Here is a 19,643-nt window from a genome sequence, read left to right on the forward strand (position 1 = left end):
ATGCCTAATTATGCAAAAACAGGCATATCTTATGCTTTTTTGAGATAACTCGTTGTGATGAATAATGATTTACTTATGCAAAAAAAAGCTAAAGGAAGATTTTTTAACGTCATTTGTGTTTGACTCTAGGAGTTAAGACATGATTGATTTTTAAAACCAATAGGAAGGTGATGGGTGTTGCAAATATCCACCAACTGACGAATCCGATCGATATTCCCTCAATCCAACATAATAAACTTCCTGAAATTAGGAATAAAAGAAAAGCCAAGATTCGAAATTGCACTTGATAGGTCGTCATTATTTTTTGATATTTCAAATGAACTTTAGACTGTTGTTTAGAACTACAACGATACAAGATGAACATACCGATTAAAGTCAGTAATAAACTAAAGAAAATCACACATTCACTCCATTTTTAATCAGTTTGCTTTTAATTTTCTGAGTTGACTTGATTTGTATTGGCTGAATGTTTTTATAAATGAATGCTGCAAAACAAGCACAGGCAACAAAGAATAGATCAACACGTAGAAATAACCAGTAACTTTCCAAGTTTGCTATAAGGTCATGATTAAGCAAATAGAACAGGTTATATAAGGGCAAACTGAAAGCGAGCAGAGCAAAGATCACAATCTGAGATTTCCATAAATATTGCTTAGGTGTGAATAAAGCCAATACAAAACTAAGCATCCAAACGCTAAAAAATGTATAAATTTCATAATTAAGATCAGCGCTACGACTTGAAATCAACCGATTCACTAAAAAATAGCTCAACATAGCAATCGGAAGACCAATAAAACTTGCAATATTTAAGCGATCAACAAGGTAGTAACCAAAATGGAATTTTGGGGACTTATACTGAATTTGTCGTTTAAGACTCCACAGCAATAGCCCTGACGCAATCATCAGACAGCCAAGAACTCCTGAGCAAAAAAAGGCAAATCTTAAAAAAGGTTGGGCAAAAGTTGCCATGTGAAGTCCATAAACTCCAGCATTTAAAGTAGCTATAGCACTATTATTTCTTGTATTACTTAATATCTTCCCAGTTCCATCAAATACGATTTGCGGTTGATTCAGCGTGATTGAACGATCTTCAAGTTGTTTGATCGTTATTACGGCTTGATCCGTATTTGGATTTTTAACCTCAAAAGTAGCAAGTGATCGATCTCCCCATTGTTGTTTGATTCGAGTCAAAAGATCCTCTGTCGATATCATGTTGCTTATTTGAGGGGATGTTATCGTATTTGAATTCGTAGCTACGGTTCGTATTTCAGTGAAATATTGATAAGGATTTTCTGGATAGAGTTTTTTCATTCCCCAAGGGAGATATAAATAAAAGAAAATGGCTAAGCCTGTAAACGTTATCGTCAGAAAAAAAGGAAGAGCTAAAACTGATGTCACATTATGAAAATCAAGCCAAGACCGTTGTGATTTAAATGTTCTGAGTGTAAAGAAGTCGGTAAATATCTTTTTGTGGGTAATAATGCCAGATACCAGTGCAATTAACATGATGAATGCTGCAAGGCTTGCGATGAGCCTGCCAATAAACACAGGCATGCCGTATAACTGAAAATGAAAATTGTAAAAAAAGTCGCCGCCTTGAGTATGAGATAATTGAAGTTCTTTGCCAGTATTAGCGTCTAAGCTTTTACTTTCGTAACCACCACTAGCTTTTTCCCAATAAATTTTGTTTACAGGTTCTTCAGAATTAGCAACTTTTAAATACCACGTTTTAGCATCACTAGCATTTTGGGATAGGTAATGAGTTGCAGTTAGGATTGCCGTATCCTGATTGATTTGATATTGCGCAAGTTGTGGCTGCATCCATAAAGTGATTTGATGCCGATAGTAGGAGCTTGTACCCATCAAAAAAATAGCAAATAGCAGCCATCCGAAAATTAAGCCCGTCCAAGTATGAAGCCAAGCCATTGACTGGCGAACACTTTTATTCTGCATTTTTTAATTCAAACCTGCTGATAAGCCAAATAGAAATATGGTGAGTGCGAAACTTGTTAGGGCGAGCTTAGATAAAGAAGAAAAACAAAATCCAACAATGATAAAACTGAGATAAAAAAATATGGAAATGAATGCGGCTAGATAAATCGCTTCAGCATTAGCTAAAAAGGCCTGAAAAACTTGAGTAAGATTCATACATAAAAATGCTGTACATACATACCCGATCACAAATGTTAAAAAGAAGCGAAATAAAACATTTAATTTATCGCTATATGTATTTAAAGAAGTCTTAGGCATGAAGTTCACAACGATATTAAATAGAATAAATTACATATGAAAATGATTCTTGTTTATATTAATGTGCTAATCAATTCTATTCAATTTGACTTTGATCGTAAATATAAATGGATATATAAATAATTAATGCTAATACAGATGATTCATAATATTCACTAATCAAGAACAAATTGTCATCTTTGATGCGATTCAATGTAAAATCATTTTGTTAAAATATTTCAAACATTTGAATGGGGCAGTTGTCTTGTTAAAGCAAAAACTAAAAATTGGGATCGTCGTGGGTGAAGTTTCTGGTGATACGCTAGGAGTTAAACTCATGCGTAGTTTTCGCGAACAAGGCATAGATGTTGAATTTGAGGGTATTGGTGGCCCGCAAATGATCGCTGAAGGTTTTCATAGTTATTATCCTATGGAAATACTATCTGTGATGGGAATTGTGGAAGTCTTAAAAGACCTAAAAAAATTATTTGCTGTACGTGATGGTCTAGTTGAAAGATGGACTGAACGTCCCGTAGATATTTTTATAGGAATAGATGCGCCAGATTTCAATCTACGTCTATCTAAAACGATTAAAGAAAACAATTTACCAATCAAAACAGTTCAATATGTGAGTCCTTCAGTTTGGGCTTGGCGTCAAGGACGAGTTCATGGCATTAAACGAAGTATAGATTTAGTCCTTTGTTTGTTTCCATTTGAAAAAACATTCTATGAAAATTATGAGGTGCCAGCAGCATTTGTAGGACACCCTTTAGCAAAACAATTACCTCTCAAGAATCCGATTATTGAAGCGAAACATCAATTAGGTTTAGCAGCAAATAAAACTCATATTGCATTACTTCCTGGCAGTCGTCGCGGTGAAATCGAACGATTATTGCCATTATTGACGGATGCTGCCGAGATTTTACATCGAAAATATCCAGAGCTTGAGTTTCTGATACCTGCAATCAATGATGCTCGTAAGCAACAGATAGAGCAGGGTTTACAGAATGTAGGGACTAGTTTAAAGGCTAAAATTCATGTTTTAGAAAATTCAGATGCTGAATCAAAAATTGGACGTATGGTGATGAATGCGAGTGACATAGTTGCTTTAGCATCTGGCACAGCGACACTTGAAGCGATGTTATTGCACCGTCCGATGGTGACATTCTATAAATTAAACTGGTTAACCTATCTAATTGCGAAATTTTTAGTCAAAATACCATATTATTCTTTGCCCAATATTATTGCTGGCAAAAAGGTAATTGAAGAATTAATACAAGCAGATGCAACGCCACAGCATTTAGCAACTGCAATTGAGAAATTGATGGATCACGAAACTGCACATATTCAAATGATGCAACATCTTAGTATGCATAAGCAGCTCATCTCAGGGAATACTGATGATCCAGTCCAAGCGATATTGAACTGTTTGAGCTCTTGATAAATAAAAAGGTGGCAACGTAGCCACCTTTATTCAAGTCATTCAAGCTCTAAGAATTAGTTCATAGCCTGTATATTTTCGAATATTGATCACTCCAATATCTAGTATCAGGTATTGACCTTTAATCCCTTGTAATACACCACGTATTTTGGGAGTCTTATCCAAATTTAGTGATTTTATTTTTTCAGGATATTGTTCCACAGGGTATATAAACTCATGTGGTATTTCGTTTTCTAGTAATTCTAGATTTTCATTAAACTCTAGATTTTGACTGAACTCATCACGAATACTTTGAATCTTAGGTGCAAATTCTTCAATAATCTGATCGCGCTGTTCAATTAAATTTAGTGGCTCAGCTTCGCCTTTAAGCAATTTACGCCAATCAGTTTTATCAGCGATTTGAGTGCCAAATAATGTTTCTAAATGTCCTGATAAACGGCGTGAACCCACTTTCATGATTGGGAGAGCTTGTGTCGCACCTTGATCTAACCAACGTGTTGGCATATTCACGATACGGGTGATTCCGATTTTTAAGGCACTAGAGTTCGCTAAATAAATAATATGTGGTTGGAAGCAGACATTGTGTGCAAAATCATTTTCACGGCATGTACCTAAATGATAATGACAGGTTTCAGGTTTCATAATACACAAGTCACATTCAGCTTTTGTTTTAAAGCATTTAAAGCAATGTCCTTGCGAATATGATTTAGGTGTTTTTGCACCACAAGATGTACAAAAAATATTTCCAGTCCATTCAATCTCTAACTCTTGACCCAACACAAACGGTAGATCAGTTTCTGAACGATCTAGGATAAATTTATATTCAACATTTGCCTTGCGTGTTGATTGATCAGTTACACTATGCGTTTTGAGTGCTGCATGCATTTTATGGCAAATGCCCTGTAGTTCCATTAATAAACTCTCATCTTTCTCAATCAAGGGTTGCAGTATGGCTGAACAAAATGTCATCACTTCTATGCTAGACGATTTATCTAAAGAACAGCCGATTCATACTGCACTTTGTATAGGTCAGAAAATTGACCAAAATGCTTCTATTCAATGGAATTATTTTAACGTAACTGACTTTTTAAATCTGCCTTTTACACAGCGATATGATTTAGGTTTTGTATTATTTGATACAGAAGAAATGCAAACTATCAGTGATTCTCAAAAATCTCAACTATTAGTCAAGCTTCGAGATTTGATGGCAAAACGTATCGTTGTCGTGAGTAAATTAACTGATGAAAAGTTACTGCGTTCGCTGGGTTTTACCCAATTGATTGATAAAACGACTCATGACAGTAATTTTGCTTTATGGCAGTTTAATATTTTGACCTATAAGCATGTACCAGACTGGTTTAACTCCAAGTTCTGGGCCAATCCTGAAAACTGGAATAAATTCCGCTGGTAAATCTCAGCAATGATTTAATTTCTGTGGAACTTCAACCATTCAACAGGCAAGATTGAATAGAGATTTATCGCAAGCTCTTGCAAAATTTAACAATTCAATTTTGTTTTGTGTATTCAAAGCAGCGTATTCTTTTTGGATAAATAATTCCAAAAGGAACATATAAGTTATGACAGATTTAACCAACATTGTTGAAATTTTAGCAAAACAGGCTTTAGGCAGTCAGCAGCAATCAGGTCAGGGTGGTGGTTTAGGCGGAATTTTAGGTTCGGTATTGGGACAACTTGGTGGACAACAGCAACAAAATAACCAGAACCAGCAACAAGGTGGTCTAGGTGGAATTCTTGGTTCTGTGCTAGGCCAATTAGGTGGTGGCAATACTTCAACACAAACTAATGCGACAGCAGGTGGCAACACGGCACAAACCTTATTAATCGCCGTTTTGCCTTTAATTCTTGCATGGATTCAAAAACAGGGCGGTTTGCAGGGGGCATTGGATAAGCTGAAAAATGCAGGTTTAGCCAATCAGGTGCAAAGCTGGGTCGATCCACACCAGCAAAATGCACAGGATATTCCAGCACAAAATATTCAAAGCCTATTCGATGACCAGGATGTGGAGCAGGTTGCCCAGCAAACCCAAACACCAAAGTCAGCAATTTATGGCGCAATTGCTTCAGTCTTGCCCCAAGTGATTGATTCCTTAACTCCACAAGGTGGAAACACTAATCCACAGGAAGCCAACAATGATATTCAACAAGTTTTAAACTTGCTCAGTGGTTTCTTAAAGAAATAAAATGGATAAAACAAAAGGGCATATCGCCCTTTTGTTTCTTTATTTAGAACTGAACTTCAAATTAGAAGTTATATTCCATACCTAAACCTATAGTAGTTTTCTTTGTTTCAGGTTGAGAGCTAGTTGTCCAGTCACGTTTTTGCTGAGCAACAATACCGAAGAATTTCGCTTGTTTATTGATTTGATAGTCAGCACCTACACCGTAAAGGTCTTGTTTAAGTTCCTTTTTCCCCGCGATAATAGCTGCATCTGTTTCACTTTTAGCAGAAATATATTGTGCTTTTAACTTGATTGGTGTAGATGGAATGGCGTATGCAGCAGTCACACCATAAGCATTTTCTTGCAAACCTTTATAAGATTTCGTGGTTGCCGTTGTACCAGAACCAGTAACCACTGCAACAGTATCATCAGATGGTTTTGCAGTTTGCCATAAAGCACCGAATACTAAACCATCAACACCAGCTGGAGTTAAGTCTAATGAACCTGTTACACGAACAGCATCTGAATAAGTGCCATTTAATGCACTACCATAGGCTTTATAGCTCATTGGAACAGCAAAGTTACCAGCAACCGCAGCAGCTAAACCCAAATCTTTATTTTCATAAGTTAGTGATGTTGAGATACCATCGCCGAAACCATCACGACTGCCTTTTTGTCCTTTCAAGGTATTGTCATTCGTTGACGATTGTTCGCCTTGTTGGAACATAATATTAAATGCTAAACCAGCAAGTAATTTTTTATCAGTCTCAAAACCAATAACATTACCTAGACGATCTTCACCTGCCAAGATAGCAGTCATATCCAATTCGTTGTAATCGTTAAAAATATCTTGGTTGTTGCCCGCAGCAGTTTTAAAGTAAGAGTCAAAACGACCTACTTTTAAAGTTGCAACGCCGTTAGATTTAATACCGACAAAACGGTTACGCTGAGTTAAATCTGTACCACTACCCGTATCTGTACCGTCGCCATCAGTATTAACTTGCCATTCCGCTAAGTAAACTGCTGAAAGGTTATCTGTTAATTTTTCTTCGCCTTTCACGCCAATACGTGAAGCGTTAGAGTTCACTTTAATTACGCTTTCGTCTTTAAAACCGTTGTTGTCAATATTGTCTAAAGTTACGTTGAGCTTACCATACAATGTTGGTGCTGCTTGCGCTGCATTCATGGCTAAAGTTGCTACAGTAGCAGCAAGAAGCAATTTTTTCATTGAGATTTCTCCAAAACACTTTTTTGTAAATGGCAGTTGCCTTAGTTACTGTAATAAGCTTGCTTATGTACAAAAAGTTACACAGCTCACTGACTTGTATGCAGTATCGGTAAACTTTGTGACAGAGAAGTGAAGGAAAGATGACAGTTTGATGACGATTTATATTTAGTAATAATTATATTTATTATTGATTTTTATAGTAATAATAAAAAACGAAGTTATAACTTCGCTTTTTATTATGTGAAAAATTACAGCGCAGCTTTAATTTTTTCTGCTAATTCTTTAATTTTTTCTTGATCGCCCATCTTGGCAGCATGACGCCCCAATTCATGTACCGAACTTGGAATTAAGTGAAAATGCACGTGAGGAACAGTTTGCCCAGCAGAAGCACCAGACAATTGCATTAAAACAATACCTTTTGCATCTAATGCAGTTTCAATCGCTCTAGCAATTTTTTGCACAATTTGAATGGTGTATGCAGCAGCATCCGCAGGTAAATCGAGTAGAGTTACTGCAGGTGTTTTTGGGATAACAAGCGTATGACCTTCCGCTTGGGGCATAATATCCATAAATGCGAGTACTTGATCATCTTCATAGACCTTAATCGCAGGTAATTCGCCACGTAAAATTCTCGCGAAAATATTTTGGTCATCGTATGCCATGATTAATCCTTTATATGATGTACTAAGTTAAAAAATTGCTCCCTTATTGATTTCAATAAGAGAGCTATAAATGAACTATTTAAGTCGTTTTATTTGCAATTAAGCTCTTTTTGCCGAGCTTTGATTTGATCGAGACGTTGTTGCTCTTTATCTGAAAATTTTGGCTTAGTCGTATGGCAGTTTTCATTACCATATTTAGCTTTCGCATCAGCGTCTTTAAAACAGAATCCTTTTGATGCATAGATGAGGTTGTAGTCATCTTGCAACTTTTTACATTCTTGTTCTGGTGTGGCAGCTTGGAGATTAAAACCAGTAAAAGAGATTAATCCTGCAATAACTGCAACCGTAAACTTATTCATGAGGTGTTCCTCTATTCAAAAAGGTATAAATCAAGGCTTTATGAAACGATATTCATATGGCATTTGATCCCTACGTACTTACCAATATAAGGCTTATTCATGAAATTTCAATCAATGTGTATTGTTTGAGTGTAATTTTTACTTCATGATTTATTCATATTCAAAAATAAAAAATATATTTTTCATTGACTTAAAGTAAGTTAATTGGTTTTAAATGTAATTTAATAATCTCAAGTTATAAGCATTGAAATAAATGTAATATTTAAAGCACCACATATTTATGCAATGCTATCTCATAAATTTCAGATATCAAAAGTGTCGATGAATAGAATATTGCATAAATAAAGGGTCTTATTTAAGCGTGATTTTAGTCCAAGATTCATACATTTTAATTGCAGCTGAGAAGTCACTATTGGATTCAGCAGTTAAGTTTGCAGCTTGAATGAGACTTTGTGCCAAAGATAGTATAGGTGCAGGTAATTTTGCATCGTGTACCAAATCTAGGGCAATTCCCGTATCTTTTGCTAATAAAGGCAGGGCAAAAGTAACAGGAAACTCTCGACTTAAAACACGTTGAGGGAAAATATTCTCAGTGACTAGGCTTTTACCACTAGAAGCATTAATACAATTCAAGGCGGCATCTAGATTTACGCCATGCGCTTTTAATGTTGTAAAACCTTCAGCTACTGACCATAAATTTACAGCGAGCAACATGTTATTAATGGCTTTTACTGCAAAGCCTGCGCCAGACTCGCCTACGTGTTGAATAAGTTTTCCTAAAGCAGACATAGCAGGATAGGCTCGTTCAAATGCATCAATATCACCACCTACCATAAATGTTAAGGTTGCATTTTCTGCACCTATAGTTTGACCACTGACGGGTGCATCCAAAAATGCTACATCTTGAGCTTTGAGCTGTTCAGCTAGACGACGCGCTGCATCAGGGACACCACTGGTACAGTCAATCCAAATTGCACCTGATTTGATTTTGATACTGCTTATTAGGTTTTCAACATCTTGGCTGGTCGGTAAGCAAGAAAAAATCACATCGGCTTGCGCTGCTTGTTCGAGTTCAACAGCAATTGTTCCAAATTCTGTTGCATGTTGTTCGGCTTTACTAAAATTTCGATTCCAAACATAAACGGTGTCGAAATATTTTGGTAAATGAGCAGCCATGCGATATCCCATGGCACCTAAACCGATAAATGCAACAGATTGAGTCATAGTTTACCTTTTTAAATGTGTTGAACGTTCTTCTAGCCATTTTGTAAGTGTCGGCCAAAACTCGATTGAGCTATTTTGACTAGACATTAAACCTAAGTGTCCGCCAGGTATAAGAGTAAACGTGACATCTTGGCTATTTGTCAACTGAGTTAATGGAAAAGCAGCATCAGCCGTTACCAGTTGATCACTTTTCCCAGCGCCAACTAATAGAGAGCAGTTGATACCTTTTAATTCAATGGTTTTGTTTTTTAGTGTGATTGCACCATTTTTTAATGGGTTCTGCATCCAAACATTAAACAGCATGTCTTGATTAATGCCACCAGGATAATCAATCATATTGTTAAGAAAATGACTTAAAGTTGCATCTTCCTGAACCAGTTTTAGATTATCCAGATTTTTAAGCAGTTGGATATTGCCGTCGATCCAACCTTTAGGATCGAGTAACTTAAAGCCCAAAGAATTTAAAAAACCTGGTGAATGAATCATGAGTTTTGGGAGACGATTGTAAATATAGTCTTTAATCGTCGCATTACGTGTTGTCACATAAGCGAGCGTTTTATATAGCTTACCAATATAACCTGATGCATAACTATCAATTGGACTACCCAATACGATTAAATTTTTTACTGCATCTGGTTGATGGCGTGCTGTATATAGTGTGACAAAGATGCCAGCCATACTCCAACCATGTAACGAGATTTCTTTAGATTTCGAATGCTTTTGAATTGCTTCAATGCAACGTGGAATGAACTTATCGATGAATGATAAGAAATCAATATGATAATTTTTATAAGTTAATTTACCCCAATCAATCAGGTAAACGTCAAAACCGCTTTCTTGAAAGTGTTTAACTAAAGAACGGTATGGATATAAATCGTATATATCCATATTAATCGCAAGTGGTGCTACGAAGACAAGAGGCTCCTTATAACGCTTGTTTTCAGAAGCATAGAATCTGACACGTGTTTGTTTAAATTCGGCAATAACTTGATAAGGTGTAGATTGGGATAAGACTAATTTGTCTGCTTCAAATACACGCATAGCGAGATGTTTAAAATTTATTTTTTGCTGTTCCACAAGCGATTTCATCTTTTTAAGTCTCATCATGAGTCAAGATTGCACGAAGTCTAAGCGATTATTGTATCTTTCGCCTTGACCTTAAATACCTTAGGCGCTCAAAATGTTGGCACATTTAGGCGGATTTAATAACACTTTGTAATATGAATTTAATTTTTGTGCGTAAATTAATCAGATAGGATTCTAGAAGAGAGCAATAGTGATCTTATTGCTTGGTTTTATATTCAAATGTGAGAAAATTTTAGCCACAGTTAAAATGGGCAGAAACCTATGGGTTCATTCTTTGCAATTTGCAAAACTGTCCAGAGTATAGAATAGAGTGTTCCTGAACCCATTAATCATAAGGCATACAAAACGATGAATCCAAATGATGATTTAGAATATCAACTAGATACGCTTGCAATTCGTACTGGTCATAACCGTACTTTTGAAGGTGAGCATAGTGAACCTATTTTTTTAACCTCATCGTTTGTATGTGAAAGCGCTGCTGATGCTGCTGCGAAATTTTCAGGTCAAGTCGCAGGCAATACTTATTCTCGATATACCAATCCAACAGTACAAGCCTTTGAGAAACGATTAGCTACGCTTGATGGTGCTGAGCGTGCAGTTGCAACAAGTTCTGGTATGGCTGCTGTACATGCAATTTGTATGGCGTATTTGAAAGCGGGTGACCACGTCATTTGTTCACGTGCTGTATTCGGTTCAATTATTGCCTTATTTGAAAAATATGTAGCTAAATTCGCGGTTGAAGTCACTTTTGTCGATTTAGACGATCTTGAAGGTTGGAAAAATGCCTTACAGCCAAATACACGTTTGTTATTTATAGAAACACCGTCAAACCCTCTAGCGCAAGTTGGTGATATGCAGGCGATTGCAGATATTGCACATGCACATGGTGCTCTTTTCGCTGTAGATAACTGTTTCTGTACTCCAGCATTACAGCAACCCATCAAATTCGGAGCAGATTTAGTTCTATATTCTGCAACTAAATATATTGATGGTCAGGGGCGTGCACTGGGTGGTGCCGTTGTTGGTAAAAATGATTTACTCGAAGAAGTGAATGGTGTGATCCGTACACTAGGCAATTCAATGAGTCCTTTTAATGCGTGGATATTCTTAAAAGGCTTAGAAACATTGAGCTTACGTATGAAGGCACATTGTGCGAGTGCTCAGATATTAGCTGAATGGCTCAAGCAGCATGATAAAGTTGAAAAGGTATATTATGCTGGATTGCCAGATCACCCAGGCCATGGATTGGCTAAGAAACAGCAAAAAGGTTTTGGTGGGGTTGTCTCATTTGTTGTGAAGGGAGAGCGTCAAGGTGCTTGGACTGTAATTGATAATACAAGATTCTTATCCATTACAAGTAATCTTGGTGATGTCAAATCAACAATTACACATCCTGCGACGACCTCACATGGTAGAATGTCGGCTGAAGCCAAACAAGCAGCAGGTATTGAGGAAGGTTTAATCCGTGTATCTGTTGGTTTAGAAGATATCAATGATATTATTCGTGATCTGTCACGTGGTTTAGATTTAATTTAACGAGAGAAAGATATGAACATTAATATGCTCATGCAGCAAGCTCAGCGCATGCAAAAAGACATGGAAACAAATCTTAAAAAGGCCAAAGAAGAGCTTGCGAAAACTGAAGTTCATGCTGAAGCAGGTGGTGGATTAGTTAAAGTAACCATGACTTGTCGCCATGTTGTAAAACGCATCGAGATCAGTCCTGATTTATTGCAAGATGAAGCGGACATGATTGAAGACTTGATCGCAGCTGCGATGAATGATGCTGCTCGTCAAGCTGAAGCGATTTCAGAAGAGAAATTGCAAGGTGCAAACTCTGGTATGGGTTTACCACCGGGCTTATCTGGCTTGTTCTAATTAATTACTCCCTAAGTTTGAAAAATAAGCTTAGGGGGATTCTTTCTACAAATATTCGAGTTAATTTGTGTTTAGTGAACGATTTGAACAATTGGTTCAAGCATTGCGTATTTTGCCGAGTGTAGGTCCTAAGTCTGCACAGCGTATGGCATTACATTTATTGATGAAGAACCGTGAAGGTGCTTTTGCACTCTCGTATGCATTGCATGAGGCCTCGAGTCATATTCACGAATGCAGAATTTGTCATTCACTCACTGAAAATGAGATTTGTGATATTTGTGCGTCGACAGAGCGTGATTCAAATTTACTGTGTGTGGTTGAGTCACCCGCTGATGTTATGGCAATTGAACAAAGTGGAAGCTTTAGAGGTAAATATCATGTTTTAGGTGGGCATCTATCACCACTTGATGGTATTGGACCTGAGGAAATAGGCATCCCATATTTAGTGCAGCGTTTAAGTGAAGGTCAAATTGAAGAAGTGATCCTAGCAACTAATGCAACAGTTGAGGGGCAAGCAACGGCACATTATTTGGTTGAAGCGACAAAACACTTGCCAATACATATGACTCGAATTGCACAAGGCGTACCTCAGGGTAGTGAATTGGAATATGTAGACAGTCACACTTTGAGTCAGGCTGTACATAATCGAATGCGTATGAAATAAGACTAAGGTCGATATAATTTATATATTTATTTTAAATTCATGCTGTTAATTTAAACAAGTAATTAAATTTTACATTTTGTCTTACATTATCATAGCTATAATTATTTAAATTTGTGGCACTATTGGCTGGCGAAATGGACTTTCGCTGATTTACAAATGGAATAGGGAGTAATTTCATGTTTTGCATGTGGAATACTGAGTAAATTTTTGCATCTGATCTCGCTTGAGCAATAACTGCAATGAAATCGTTGCATCGCTATGTTTTTAATTTTTTTACTTGAGCAATTATGTTTCAGTTTATCCAACAGCAAAAAGATCTAGCTGTTCTCCTCAATCAAATGGAATATTGTTCCACATACGCACTTGATACTGAGTTTATTAAGGTTGATACCTTATATCCGAAATTAGGCGTTTGCCAAATCAATGTAAATGATCAGGTTTCGTTGTTAGATGGCGCTGCGCTAGATTTATCTGATTTTTGGCGTAAGCTTTTTGAAGCTCAGCAGAATATCTTTCATGCATGCGGTGAGGATATTGATCTGATTTATCATTACGCAGATCAAAAGCCATTAAAAAATGTATTTGATACGCAAGTCGCGATGGCTTTTCTTGGTCATGGTTTGCAGGTCAGCTATCAAAATGCATTAAAAACTTGTTTGAATATTGATATCGATAAAGACCAAACACGTTCGGACTGGTTAGCACGTCCACTTAGTCAAGAGCAAATGAGTTACGCTGCAAATGACGTACTATATTTAAATAAGCTGGCAGAAAGACTGAAGTTTGATCTTCAAACAAAGGGTTTATATTCCTATGTTTTAGAGGATTGCCAAAATCTAACTAAAGAAATCGCATTAGAGACACCATTATCTGAACTTTATACGGATATTGGTAATTATCGTCACTCTAGGCGTGAGTTGATGCAATTGCAACAATTAAGCATCTGGCGTGAACAAATTACCAAAGCGATGAATCAACCGCGTAGTTTCATACTTAAAAATGCCACAATGATTGATCTAGTGGAAAAGAATCCGCGAAATACTTTCCAGTTGGCACAAGTTAAAGACATGCGACCAAATATTGTGCGTGAGCATGGTAAAACAATTTTAGATCTACTGAAGTTTTTACCCCCAGAAGATGAATGGCCATTGCGTTTGGCGCGTCCTGTCAAAAACAACTCCAAAGAAATTGCACCTCGTGTTGATCTATTGATCGAAATGGTGGTCAATAAAACAGGTATTCCAAAGGAGGTGTTGTTACGTAAGAAGTGGTTAAATGCGATTTATGAGCATGTGGTCTTTCATCTCGATGAGCAAGATTTACCCAGCTATTTATTAGGTTGGCGCTATGATCTTTTGACAGAGCCGTTAATTGCACTTTTCAAAGAAGATATTGAGTTTTTAACAACTCAAATGAAGATTTCTAGGTAAATAAGAACAGTATAAAATACGACTGTAGCGTTAACATTCCTTAATGTACCTACAGTTTTTTTCATGTATGCTGTTTTTGATTGATAATGGTTGTGAGTAAACATGCACTGCGATATTTATAGATCGAGTAAAAAAGACGAAATGTATATTTATATTGCTCGTCCAAACTATCCTGAGGATAAAGATCAAGAGAATCCTCTAGAAGTCGTTCCTGAAAATGTCTTGCAAGCTTTTGGTAAAGCAACATTTATAATGCACTTAGAGTTGCATGCTGAGCGTAAGCTTGCACGTGTAAATGTCTTACATGTATTAGACTCTTTGCAAACCAAAGGCTTTTTTATTCAAATGCCACCAGAAGGTCTTATCAACCCGAATGCTGTAGAACCTGAGGGATTACGCGGTGCTTGAGACTCTAACGGCAATATGGTCACAAATTCTTTCGATCTTTGATCAATTTCCAGAAGAAAATGTAGCCATTATTGTTTATGTGACTGGAACATTGATTGCATTATGGTGCTGGTATCGTTTGATGTCGCGTTTACCTAATCCAGTAGGTGGAATACTTTGGATTATTGTTTTTGCAATTTTAGTCACACCAACCATCTCTGAGGGGCCTAATTCTGCATTAGCCCCAGCAATCTTTGGACTGATCTTCGGTGTACTTACCAAAGAGCATGTTCTTATTTGGTCAAATTTATCCTTAATTTTATTTGTAATTGGATTAGGATTACTGGTTGGGTTTTGCTGGTCTAAATACACTGCAAATAAAACAGGACACACGGTTTAAATCTACACACAGTTAAATATAGAAAAATAAGGTTTTAAAATGTCTGCTGATACACAACACTTTACTGGTACAGATCAATATATCGCAACCGATAGCCTCAAACTTGCTGTCAAAGCTGCACGAGCTTTACAAAAGCCTTTATTAGTTAAAGGTGAGCCAGGGACCGGTAAAACTTTACTTGCTGAGCAGGTTGCTGAAAGCTTAGGTTTGAAATTGATTACTTGGCATATCAAGTCAACGACTAAAGCACAACAAGGTTTGTATGAGTATGATGCTGTATCTCGCTTACGTGATAGCCAGTTAGGCGATGATCGTGTATATGACATTAAAAACTATATTAAACCAGGTAAGTTGTGGGAAGCATTTACCAGCGAAGAACGTTGTGTATTGTTAATTGATGAAATTGACAAGGCAGATATTGAGTTCCCAAATGATTTGTTGCATGAACTCGATAAAATGTCGTTCTATGTTTATGAGACAGGGGAAACAATTACTGCAACTCAACGACCTATCGTTATCATCACTTCAAATAATGAAAAAGAACTTCCAGATGCATTCTTGCGTCGTTGCTTCTTCCATTATATTGAATTCCCTGATGAAGCAACTATGCGCGACATTATTGCTGTTCATTTCCCAAGTATTTCTAATACATTGGTGAGCGAAGCATTACAAATATTCTTCAAGTTACGCCAAGTCCCAAACCTGAAAAAACCACCGTCAACATCTGAATTGATTGATTGGTTGAGCTTACTTATGGCTGATGATATGCCTGAAGATGTATTGCGCAATCATGATAAATCAAAAGCAATTCCGCCACTGTATGGTGCTTTGATTAAAAATGAACAAGATGTGCAGTTACTCGAGCGTTTAGCTTTTATGTCACGCCGTTAAGAGTGTCTACCAATGTTTGTGAGACTGTTTTACACCTTACGTAAATATGGCGTTCCTGTTACCACCCGTGAATTGATTGATCTTAATCAGGCTGTGGCTTCAGGTCTTGTTTTCGCAGATCAAGACGAGTTCTATCAATTGGCTAAAACTGTCTTAGTCAAAGATGAACGATATTTTGATAAGTTTGATCGTGCTATGAAAGATTATTTTGATGGCATCGAAACTTTCGATTTAGATGAATTGCTTAAACAGGTTCATAAACTACCTAAAGATTGGTTTGATCTTGAGCTTTTAGAGAAACATCTAACACCAGAGCAACGTGAAGAACTACAAAAGGCTGGTTCCCTCGAAGAATTGATGAAAATGTTGGAAGAGCGTTTGCGCGAACAACATAAAAAGCATCAAGGTGGCAATCGGATGATTGGTACGGGTGGAACTTCACCTTTTGGCGCCTTTGGTGATCATCCTGAAGGTGTGCGTATTGGTGGGCCAGGACGCAAACGTTCGGCTGTAAAAGTATGGGAGCAACGTAAATACCAAAACCTTGATGATGATCAAGTTTTAGGTACACGACAAATGCAAATTGCTTTACGTCGCTTACGTAAATTTGCGCGACAAGGCGCAGCAGAAGAGTTAGATGTAGATGGTACGATCCGAGAGACTGCAAAACAGGGTATCTTAGACGTACAACTGGTTCCAGAGCGCCGTAACCGTATTAAGGTTTTGATGCTATTTGATGTTGGTGGCTCCATGGATGCTTATATTGCTGAATGTGAGAAGTTGTTTAGTGCTGCCAAGTCAGAATTTAAGACATTAGAGTATTTCTATTTCCATAACTGTCTCTATGACTATGTTTGGAAAGATAATCATCGTCGTAGTTCAACGCGTATGAATACATGGGATTTATTTCATACATATGGACGTGACTACCGTGTCATCATCGTAGGTGACGCGAGTATGGCGCCTTATGAGCTAAAGTCAGCGGGTGGCTCAGTTGAATATATGAATGATGAAGCTGGTGAGGTTTGGTTAAGACGATTACGCCAACATTTTGATAAAACAGCTTGGTTAAATCCTGAAGTAGAAGGCTATTGGCATTACACACAGACTATTGGCTGGATTAAAGAGATTTTTGAAAATCATATGTATCCGATGACCCTCAAGGGGATTGAGGATATGACACGATATTTATCACGCTAAAAATTGACATTAATACTTTATAAGAACAGGAAAAGACATGGAACATCAAATTAACGGCATTGCTATGCCTAACGAATTAGGCTTTTTTGGTAATTTTGGCGGTCAATTTATCCCTCCTCATTTAAAAGAGGCAATGGACGAAATTAACAATGCTTATGAAGAAATTCGTCATACAGCTGAATTTCAAGATGAACTTAATGATTTGTTTAAAAATTACGTTGGTCGCCCAAGCCCTTTATTTCATGCGAAACGTCTATCTGATCAACTAGGTGGGGCACAGATTTATTTAAAACGAGAAGATCTTAATCATACTGGTGCACATAAAATTAATCACTGTTTAGGTGAGGCTTTGCTTGCTAAATATATGGGCAAAAGCAAGGTCATAGCTGAAACTGGTGCAGGACAGCATGGTGTTGCTCTAGCAACTGCTTGTGCATTAGTCGGTATTCCCTGTGAAATTCATATGGGACAAGTAGATATCGAAAAAGAACATCCAAACGTCGTTAAGATGAAAATTTTGGGTGCAAATTTGGTTTCAGTTACTCAGGGGACTGCAACTTTAAAAGATGCAGTTGATAGTGCTTTTGAAGAATATTTAAAAGATCCTAAAAATTATATTTACGCGATTGGTTCTGTAGTTGGTCCGCATCCATTTCCAAAAATGGTACGTGACTTTCAGTCGATTATTGGAAATGAAATTAAAACTCAAGCAAACGAACGTTTTGGACAAAACCCTGATTATGTAGTTGCATGTGTAGGCGGTGGGTCAAATGCAATTGGTGCTTTCACTGCATTCTTAAATACCCCTGAAGTAAAACTTGTTGGGGTTGAGCCAGCAGGTCATGGCTTAGATACGGATAGACACTCAGCTACACTCACATTAGGTAAACCAGGTCAAATTCATGGTATGGCGTGTTATGTGCTTGAGGATGATCAAGGAGAACCCCTACCTGTACATTCTATTGCATCAGGTTTGGATTATCCTGGTGTAGGACCACAACATAGTTTTCTTAAAGAGTTGGGACGTGTTCAATATGAAACAGCAACAGATCAAGAGTGTTTAGATGCATTTATGACGCTTTCGCGTGTCGAAGGTATTGTGCCTGCTCTAGAAAGCTCCCATGCGGTGGCTTGGGCATTACGTGAAGCACCTAAAATGGATAAAAATACGAAGATCGTCGTGAATCTTTCTGGTCGCGGAGATAAGGATTCAGACTATGTTGCTCAAAAGTTGGGTTTGTAATTTTCTACCTTGATTTAAATTTCATAAACCGTTTCTAGTCTGTAGAAGCGGTTTTTTACTGTTAAATAGGCTTGAATCCCGTTAGAATAAAGCGTTTTTGCTATTTGCATTTTGGAGACGCCTAAGTGGAGCGACCTACAATCAGCCCTGAACATTTACAAGAAGCGGCTGAAAATTTAGTAACCATTCGAGATTTTATTCGTTTTGGTGTAACCGCACTTCGTCAATATGACGCACACTTAGGACAAGGTACTGAAGATTATTTTGCAGAAAGTTCAGCTTTGGTTTTACAAACTTTATCACTAGAGTGGAATGCAGATTCAGAAATTCTAGATGCGAAACTTTTGCCGAGTGAAAAGGCTGAATTCCTCAGTTTGTTAGAACGTCGAATCAACGAACGAGTTCCAACCTCATACTTATTGAATTTGGCATATTTCTTTAATAAGCCATTCTATGTCGATGAGCGTGTTTTGATTCCGCGTTCACCAATTGCTGAATTAATTGAACAGCGTTTTGCACCATACTGCTTAGATGAAAATGGACAAATGCTTGAAGCTTTAAATAGCTTACCTGTTAATCCAAATCCAAAAACACCGCAACGTATTTTAGATATGTGTACAGGTTCTGGTTGTATTGCAGTTGCATTAGCCTATGCATTTCCTGATTCTGAAGTAGATGCTACTGATATTTCTAAAGAAGCTTTAGAAGTTGCTTCCATTAATACAGAACATCACAACAAACAATATCAAGTTGCATTACTGGAATCTGATTTGTTTGCAAAAATCCCAGCTGAAAATCAATATGACCTTATTGTCAGCAATCCACCATATGTGGATGCAGAAGATATGGCCGATTTACCAGAAGAATTTTTGCATGAACCTGAATTGGCACTTGCTGCGGGTCAGGATGGTTTGGATTTAGTGCGCAAAATGTTAGCTCAAGCTGCTGATTATTTGACTGAAGATGGTCTAATCGTCATCGAAGTGGGTAACTCAGAATGGGCAATGCGCCAAAACTTCAATACAGTTGACTTCCATTGGCTCACTTTCCAAAAAGGCGGTTCTGGTATTTTTGCATTAACTGCTGAACAATGCCGCCGTTATAAAGAAATATTTCAGCAATCAGTTCAAAGTTAAGGGGC

The 19,643-nt window shown here is 37.3% G+C and carries 22 protein-coding genes; 13 read left to right on the forward strand and 9 right to left on the reverse strand.

The genetic code is table 11. The features are described from left to right. Positions 1 to 109: 109 nt before the first annotated feature. The 3 genes from R2H34_RS08675 to R2H34_RS08685 are packed head-to-tail and all read right to left on the reverse strand — an operon-like array spanning position 110 to position 2,250. Complete coding sequence (locus R2H34_RS08675; RefSeq protein WP_005402619.1) at positions 110 to 400, reverse strand: hypothetical protein; 291 nt, start codon at positions 398 to 400, stop codon at positions 110 to 112. Then, positions 397 to 1,953 (reverse strand): PepSY-associated TM helix domain-containing protein, encoded by a 1,557-nt coding sequence (locus R2H34_RS08680; RefSeq protein WP_087539309.1) that lies wholly within the window; start codon positions 1,951 to 1,953, stop codon positions 397 to 399. Before R2H34_RS08680 ends, R2H34_RS08675 begins: the two co-directional genes overlap by 4 nt. 3 nt (positions 1,954 to 1,956) lie before the next feature. Continuing rightward, positions 1,957 to 2,250 carry a hypothetical protein gene (locus tag R2H34_RS08685; RefSeq protein WP_087539310.1) on the reverse strand — a complete coding sequence of 98 codons (294 nt, stop codon included), beginning with the start codon at positions 2,248 to 2,250 and terminating at the stop codon, positions 1,957 to 1,959. Between the two features lie 244 nt (positions 2,251 to 2,494). Here R2H34_RS08685 and lpxB point away from each other — a divergent pair, with 244 nt between their 5' ends. Next, positions 2,495 to 3,670 (forward strand): lipid-A-disaccharide synthase, encoded by a 1,176-nt coding sequence (lpxB, locus tag R2H34_RS08690; RefSeq protein WP_168153921.1) that lies wholly within the window; start codon positions 2,495 to 2,497, stop codon positions 3,668 to 3,670. Between the two features lie 42 nt (positions 3,671 to 3,712). Here lpxB and R2H34_RS08695 read toward each other — a convergent pair whose 3' ends face one another. Continuing rightward, a complete protein-coding gene (locus R2H34_RS08695; protein ID WP_087539314.1) occupies positions 3,713 to 4,582 on the reverse strand; it encodes a DUF2797 domain-containing protein in 870 nt (289 codons plus the stop codon). A gap of 37 nt (positions 4,583 to 4,619) precedes the next feature. Here R2H34_RS08695 and R2H34_RS08700 point away from each other — a divergent pair, with 37 nt between their 5' ends. Together R2H34_RS08700 and R2H34_RS08705 are read left to right on the forward strand one after the other, a co-directional pair. Next, positions 4,620 to 5,081 carry a DUF6231 family protein gene (locus tag R2H34_RS08700; protein ID WP_087539315.1) on the forward strand — a complete coding sequence of 154 codons (462 nt, stop codon included), beginning with the start codon at positions 4,620 to 4,622 and terminating at the stop codon, positions 5,079 to 5,081. A gap of 166 nt (positions 5,082 to 5,247) precedes the next feature. Then, on the forward strand, positions 5,248 to 5,871 hold the full coding sequence (locus R2H34_RS08705) for a YidB family protein (RefSeq protein ID WP_087539317.1): 624 nt from the start codon (positions 5,248 to 5,250) through the stop codon (positions 5,869 to 5,871). 61 nt (positions 5,872 to 5,932) lie between these two features. On the opposite strand, the gene R2H34_RS08710 is transcribed toward R2H34_RS08705, so the two are convergent. From R2H34_RS08710 to R2H34_RS08730, 5 genes are all read right to left on the reverse strand, one after another. Further along, positions 5,933 to 7,078, reverse strand: a complete 1,146-nt coding sequence (locus tag R2H34_RS08710; protein WP_282896455.1) for a porin — start codon at positions 7,076 to 7,078, stop codon at positions 5,933 to 5,935. 248 nt (positions 7,079 to 7,326) lie between these two features. Further along, positions 7,327 to 7,740: an HIT family protein gene (locus tag R2H34_RS08715; RefSeq protein WP_004954452.1), complete on the reverse strand. Its 414-nt coding sequence runs from the start codon at positions 7,738 to 7,740 to the stop codon at positions 7,327 to 7,329. 89 nt (positions 7,741 to 7,829) lie between these two features. Beyond that, positions 7,830 to 8,099: a YARHG domain-containing protein gene (locus tag R2H34_RS08720; RefSeq protein ID WP_004954451.1), complete on the reverse strand. Its 270-nt coding sequence runs from the start codon at positions 8,097 to 8,099 to the stop codon at positions 7,830 to 7,832. Between the two features lie 351 nt (positions 8,100 to 8,450). Continuing rightward, a complete protein-coding gene (locus R2H34_RS08725) occupies positions 8,451 to 9,323 on the reverse strand; it encodes an NAD(P)-dependent oxidoreductase (protein ID WP_151707773.1) in 873 nt (290 codons plus the stop codon). A gap of 3 nt (positions 9,324 to 9,326) precedes the next feature. Further along, positions 9,327 to 10,412: an alpha/beta fold hydrolase gene (locus tag R2H34_RS08730; RefSeq protein WP_004915776.1), complete on the reverse strand. Its 1,086-nt coding sequence runs from the start codon at positions 10,410 to 10,412 to the stop codon at positions 9,327 to 9,329. Positions 10,413 to 10,757: 345 nt separating this feature from the next. Between R2H34_RS08730 and R2H34_RS08735 the strand changes: the two genes are divergently transcribed. The 10 genes from R2H34_RS08735 (at position 10,758) to prmB (ending at position 19,638) form a co-directional block, all read left to right on the forward strand. Further along, the gene (locus R2H34_RS08735) at positions 10,758 to 11,945 is read left to right on the forward strand and encodes an O-succinylhomoserine sulfhydrylase (RefSeq protein ID WP_087539322.1); all 1,188 of its coding nucleotides are present in this window, start codon (positions 10,758 to 10,760) and stop codon (positions 11,943 to 11,945) included. 12 nt (positions 11,946 to 11,957) lie between these two features. Continuing rightward, entirely contained in the window at positions 11,958 to 12,287 is a 330-nt protein-coding gene (locus R2H34_RS08740; RefSeq protein ID WP_004915785.1) for a YbaB/EbfC family nucleoid-associated protein, read from the forward strand. Between the two features lie 67 nt (positions 12,288 to 12,354). Then, positions 12,355 to 12,951 carry a recombination mediator RecR gene (recR, locus tag R2H34_RS08745; protein ID WP_318342236.1) on the forward strand — a complete coding sequence of 199 codons (597 nt, stop codon included), beginning with the start codon at positions 12,355 to 12,357 and terminating at the stop codon, positions 12,949 to 12,951. Between the two features lie 287 nt (positions 12,952 to 13,238). Continuing rightward, positions 13,239 to 14,381 (forward strand): ribonuclease D, encoded by a 1,143-nt coding sequence (locus R2H34_RS08750; RefSeq protein WP_125272451.1) that lies wholly within the window; start codon positions 13,239 to 13,241, stop codon positions 14,379 to 14,381. A gap of 147 nt (positions 14,382 to 14,528) precedes the next feature. After that, positions 14,529 to 14,789 carry a YcgL domain-containing protein gene (locus R2H34_RS08755; RefSeq protein ID WP_236763253.1) on the forward strand — a complete coding sequence of 87 codons (261 nt, stop codon included), beginning with the start codon at positions 14,529 to 14,531 and terminating at the stop codon, positions 14,787 to 14,789. Next, positions 14,782 to 15,168 (forward strand): hypothetical protein, encoded by a 387-nt coding sequence (locus R2H34_RS08760; protein ID WP_125298695.1) that lies wholly within the window; start codon positions 14,782 to 14,784, stop codon positions 15,166 to 15,168. Before R2H34_RS08755 ends, R2H34_RS08760 begins: the two co-directional genes overlap by 8 nt. Positions 15,169 to 15,207: 39 nt before the next feature. Further along, a complete protein-coding gene (locus R2H34_RS08765) occupies positions 15,208 to 16,059 on the forward strand; it encodes an AAA family ATPase (protein ID WP_004915804.1) in 852 nt (283 codons plus the stop codon). Between the two features lie 12 nt (positions 16,060 to 16,071). Further along, complete coding sequence (locus R2H34_RS08770; protein WP_004915807.1) at positions 16,072 to 17,259, forward strand: vWA domain-containing protein; 1,188 nt, start codon at positions 16,072 to 16,074, stop codon at positions 17,257 to 17,259. Between the two features lie 37 nt (positions 17,260 to 17,296). Then, the gene (gene trpB / locus R2H34_RS08775) at positions 17,297 to 18,502 is read left to right on the forward strand and encodes a tryptophan synthase subunit beta (RefSeq protein WP_151974673.1); all 1,206 of its coding nucleotides are present in this window, start codon (positions 17,297 to 17,299) and stop codon (positions 18,500 to 18,502) included. Positions 18,503 to 18,627: 125 nt separating this feature from the next. Then, positions 18,628 to 19,638 (forward strand): 50S ribosomal protein L3 N(5)-glutamine methyltransferase, encoded by a 1,011-nt coding sequence (gene prmB / locus R2H34_RS08780; RefSeq protein WP_042893544.1) that lies wholly within the window; start codon positions 18,628 to 18,630, stop codon positions 19,636 to 19,638. Positions 19,639 to 19,643: the final 5 nt, after the last annotated feature.

This window comes from Acinetobacter sp. 16, from assembly GCF_033439925.1.
Classification (GTDB): Bacteria; Pseudomonadota; Gammaproteobacteria; order Pseudomonadales; family Moraxellaceae; genus Acinetobacter; species Acinetobacter junii.

What these genes read in the sequence shown, in the direction of transcription:
- R2H34_RS08680 (WP_087539309.1), bottom strand. Translation starts at nt 1,953, where the DNA reads ATGCAGAATAAAAGTGTTCGCCAGTCAATGGCTTGGCTTCATACTTGG.
- R2H34_RS08685 (WP_087539310.1), bottom strand. Translation starts at nt 2,250, where the DNA reads ATGCCTAAGACTTCTTTAAATACATATAGCGATAAATTAAATGTTTTA.
- R2H34_RS08695 (WP_087539314.1), bottom strand. Translation starts at nt 4,582, where the DNA reads ATGGAACTACAGGGCATTTGCCATAAAATGCATGCAGCACTCAAAACG.
- R2H34_RS08700 (WP_087539315.1), top strand. Translation starts at nt 4,620, where the DNA reads ATGGCTGAACAAAATGTCATCACTTCTATGCTAGACGATTTATCTAAA.
- R2H34_RS08705 (WP_087539317.1), top strand. Translation starts at nt 5,248, where the DNA reads ATGACAGATTTAACCAACATTGTTGAAATTTTAGCAAAACAGGCTTTA.
- R2H34_RS08710 (WP_282896455.1), bottom strand. Translation starts at nt 7,078, where the DNA reads ATGAAAAAATTGCTTCTTGCTGCTACTGTAGCAACTTTAGCCATGAAT.
- R2H34_RS08715 (WP_004954452.1), bottom strand. Translation starts at nt 7,740, where the DNA reads ATGGCATACGATGACCAAAATATTTTCGCGAGAATTTTACGTGGCGAA.
- R2H34_RS08720 (WP_004954451.1), bottom strand. Translation starts at nt 8,099, where the DNA reads ATGAATAAGTTTACGGTTGCAGTTATTGCAGGATTAATCTCTTTTACT.
- R2H34_RS08725 (WP_151707773.1), bottom strand. Translation starts at nt 9,323, where the DNA reads ATGACTCAATCTGTTGCATTTATCGGTTTAGGTGCCATGGGATATCGC.
- R2H34_RS08730 (WP_004915776.1), bottom strand. Translation starts at nt 10,412, where the DNA reads ATGAAATCGCTTGTGGAACAGCAAAAAATAAATTTTAAACATCTCGCT.
- R2H34_RS08735 (WP_087539322.1), top strand. Translation starts at nt 10,758, where the DNA reads ATGAATCCAAATGATGATTTAGAATATCAACTAGATACGCTTGCAATT.
- R2H34_RS08740 (WP_004915785.1), top strand. Translation starts at nt 11,958, where the DNA reads ATGAACATTAATATGCTCATGCAGCAAGCTCAGCGCATGCAAAAAGAC.
- R2H34_RS08750 (WP_125272451.1), top strand. Translation starts at nt 13,239, where the DNA reads ATGTTTCAGTTTATCCAACAGCAAAAAGATCTAGCTGTTCTCCTCAAT.
- R2H34_RS08765 (WP_004915804.1), top strand. Translation starts at nt 15,208, where the DNA reads ATGTCTGCTGATACACAACACTTTACTGGTACAGATCAATATATCGCA.
- R2H34_RS08770 (WP_004915807.1), top strand. Translation starts at nt 16,072, where the DNA reads ATGTTTGTGAGACTGTTTTACACCTTACGTAAATATGGCGTTCCTGTT.
- trpB (WP_151974673.1), top strand. Translation starts at nt 17,297, where the DNA reads ATGGAACATCAAATTAACGGCATTGCTATGCCTAACGAATTAGGCTTT.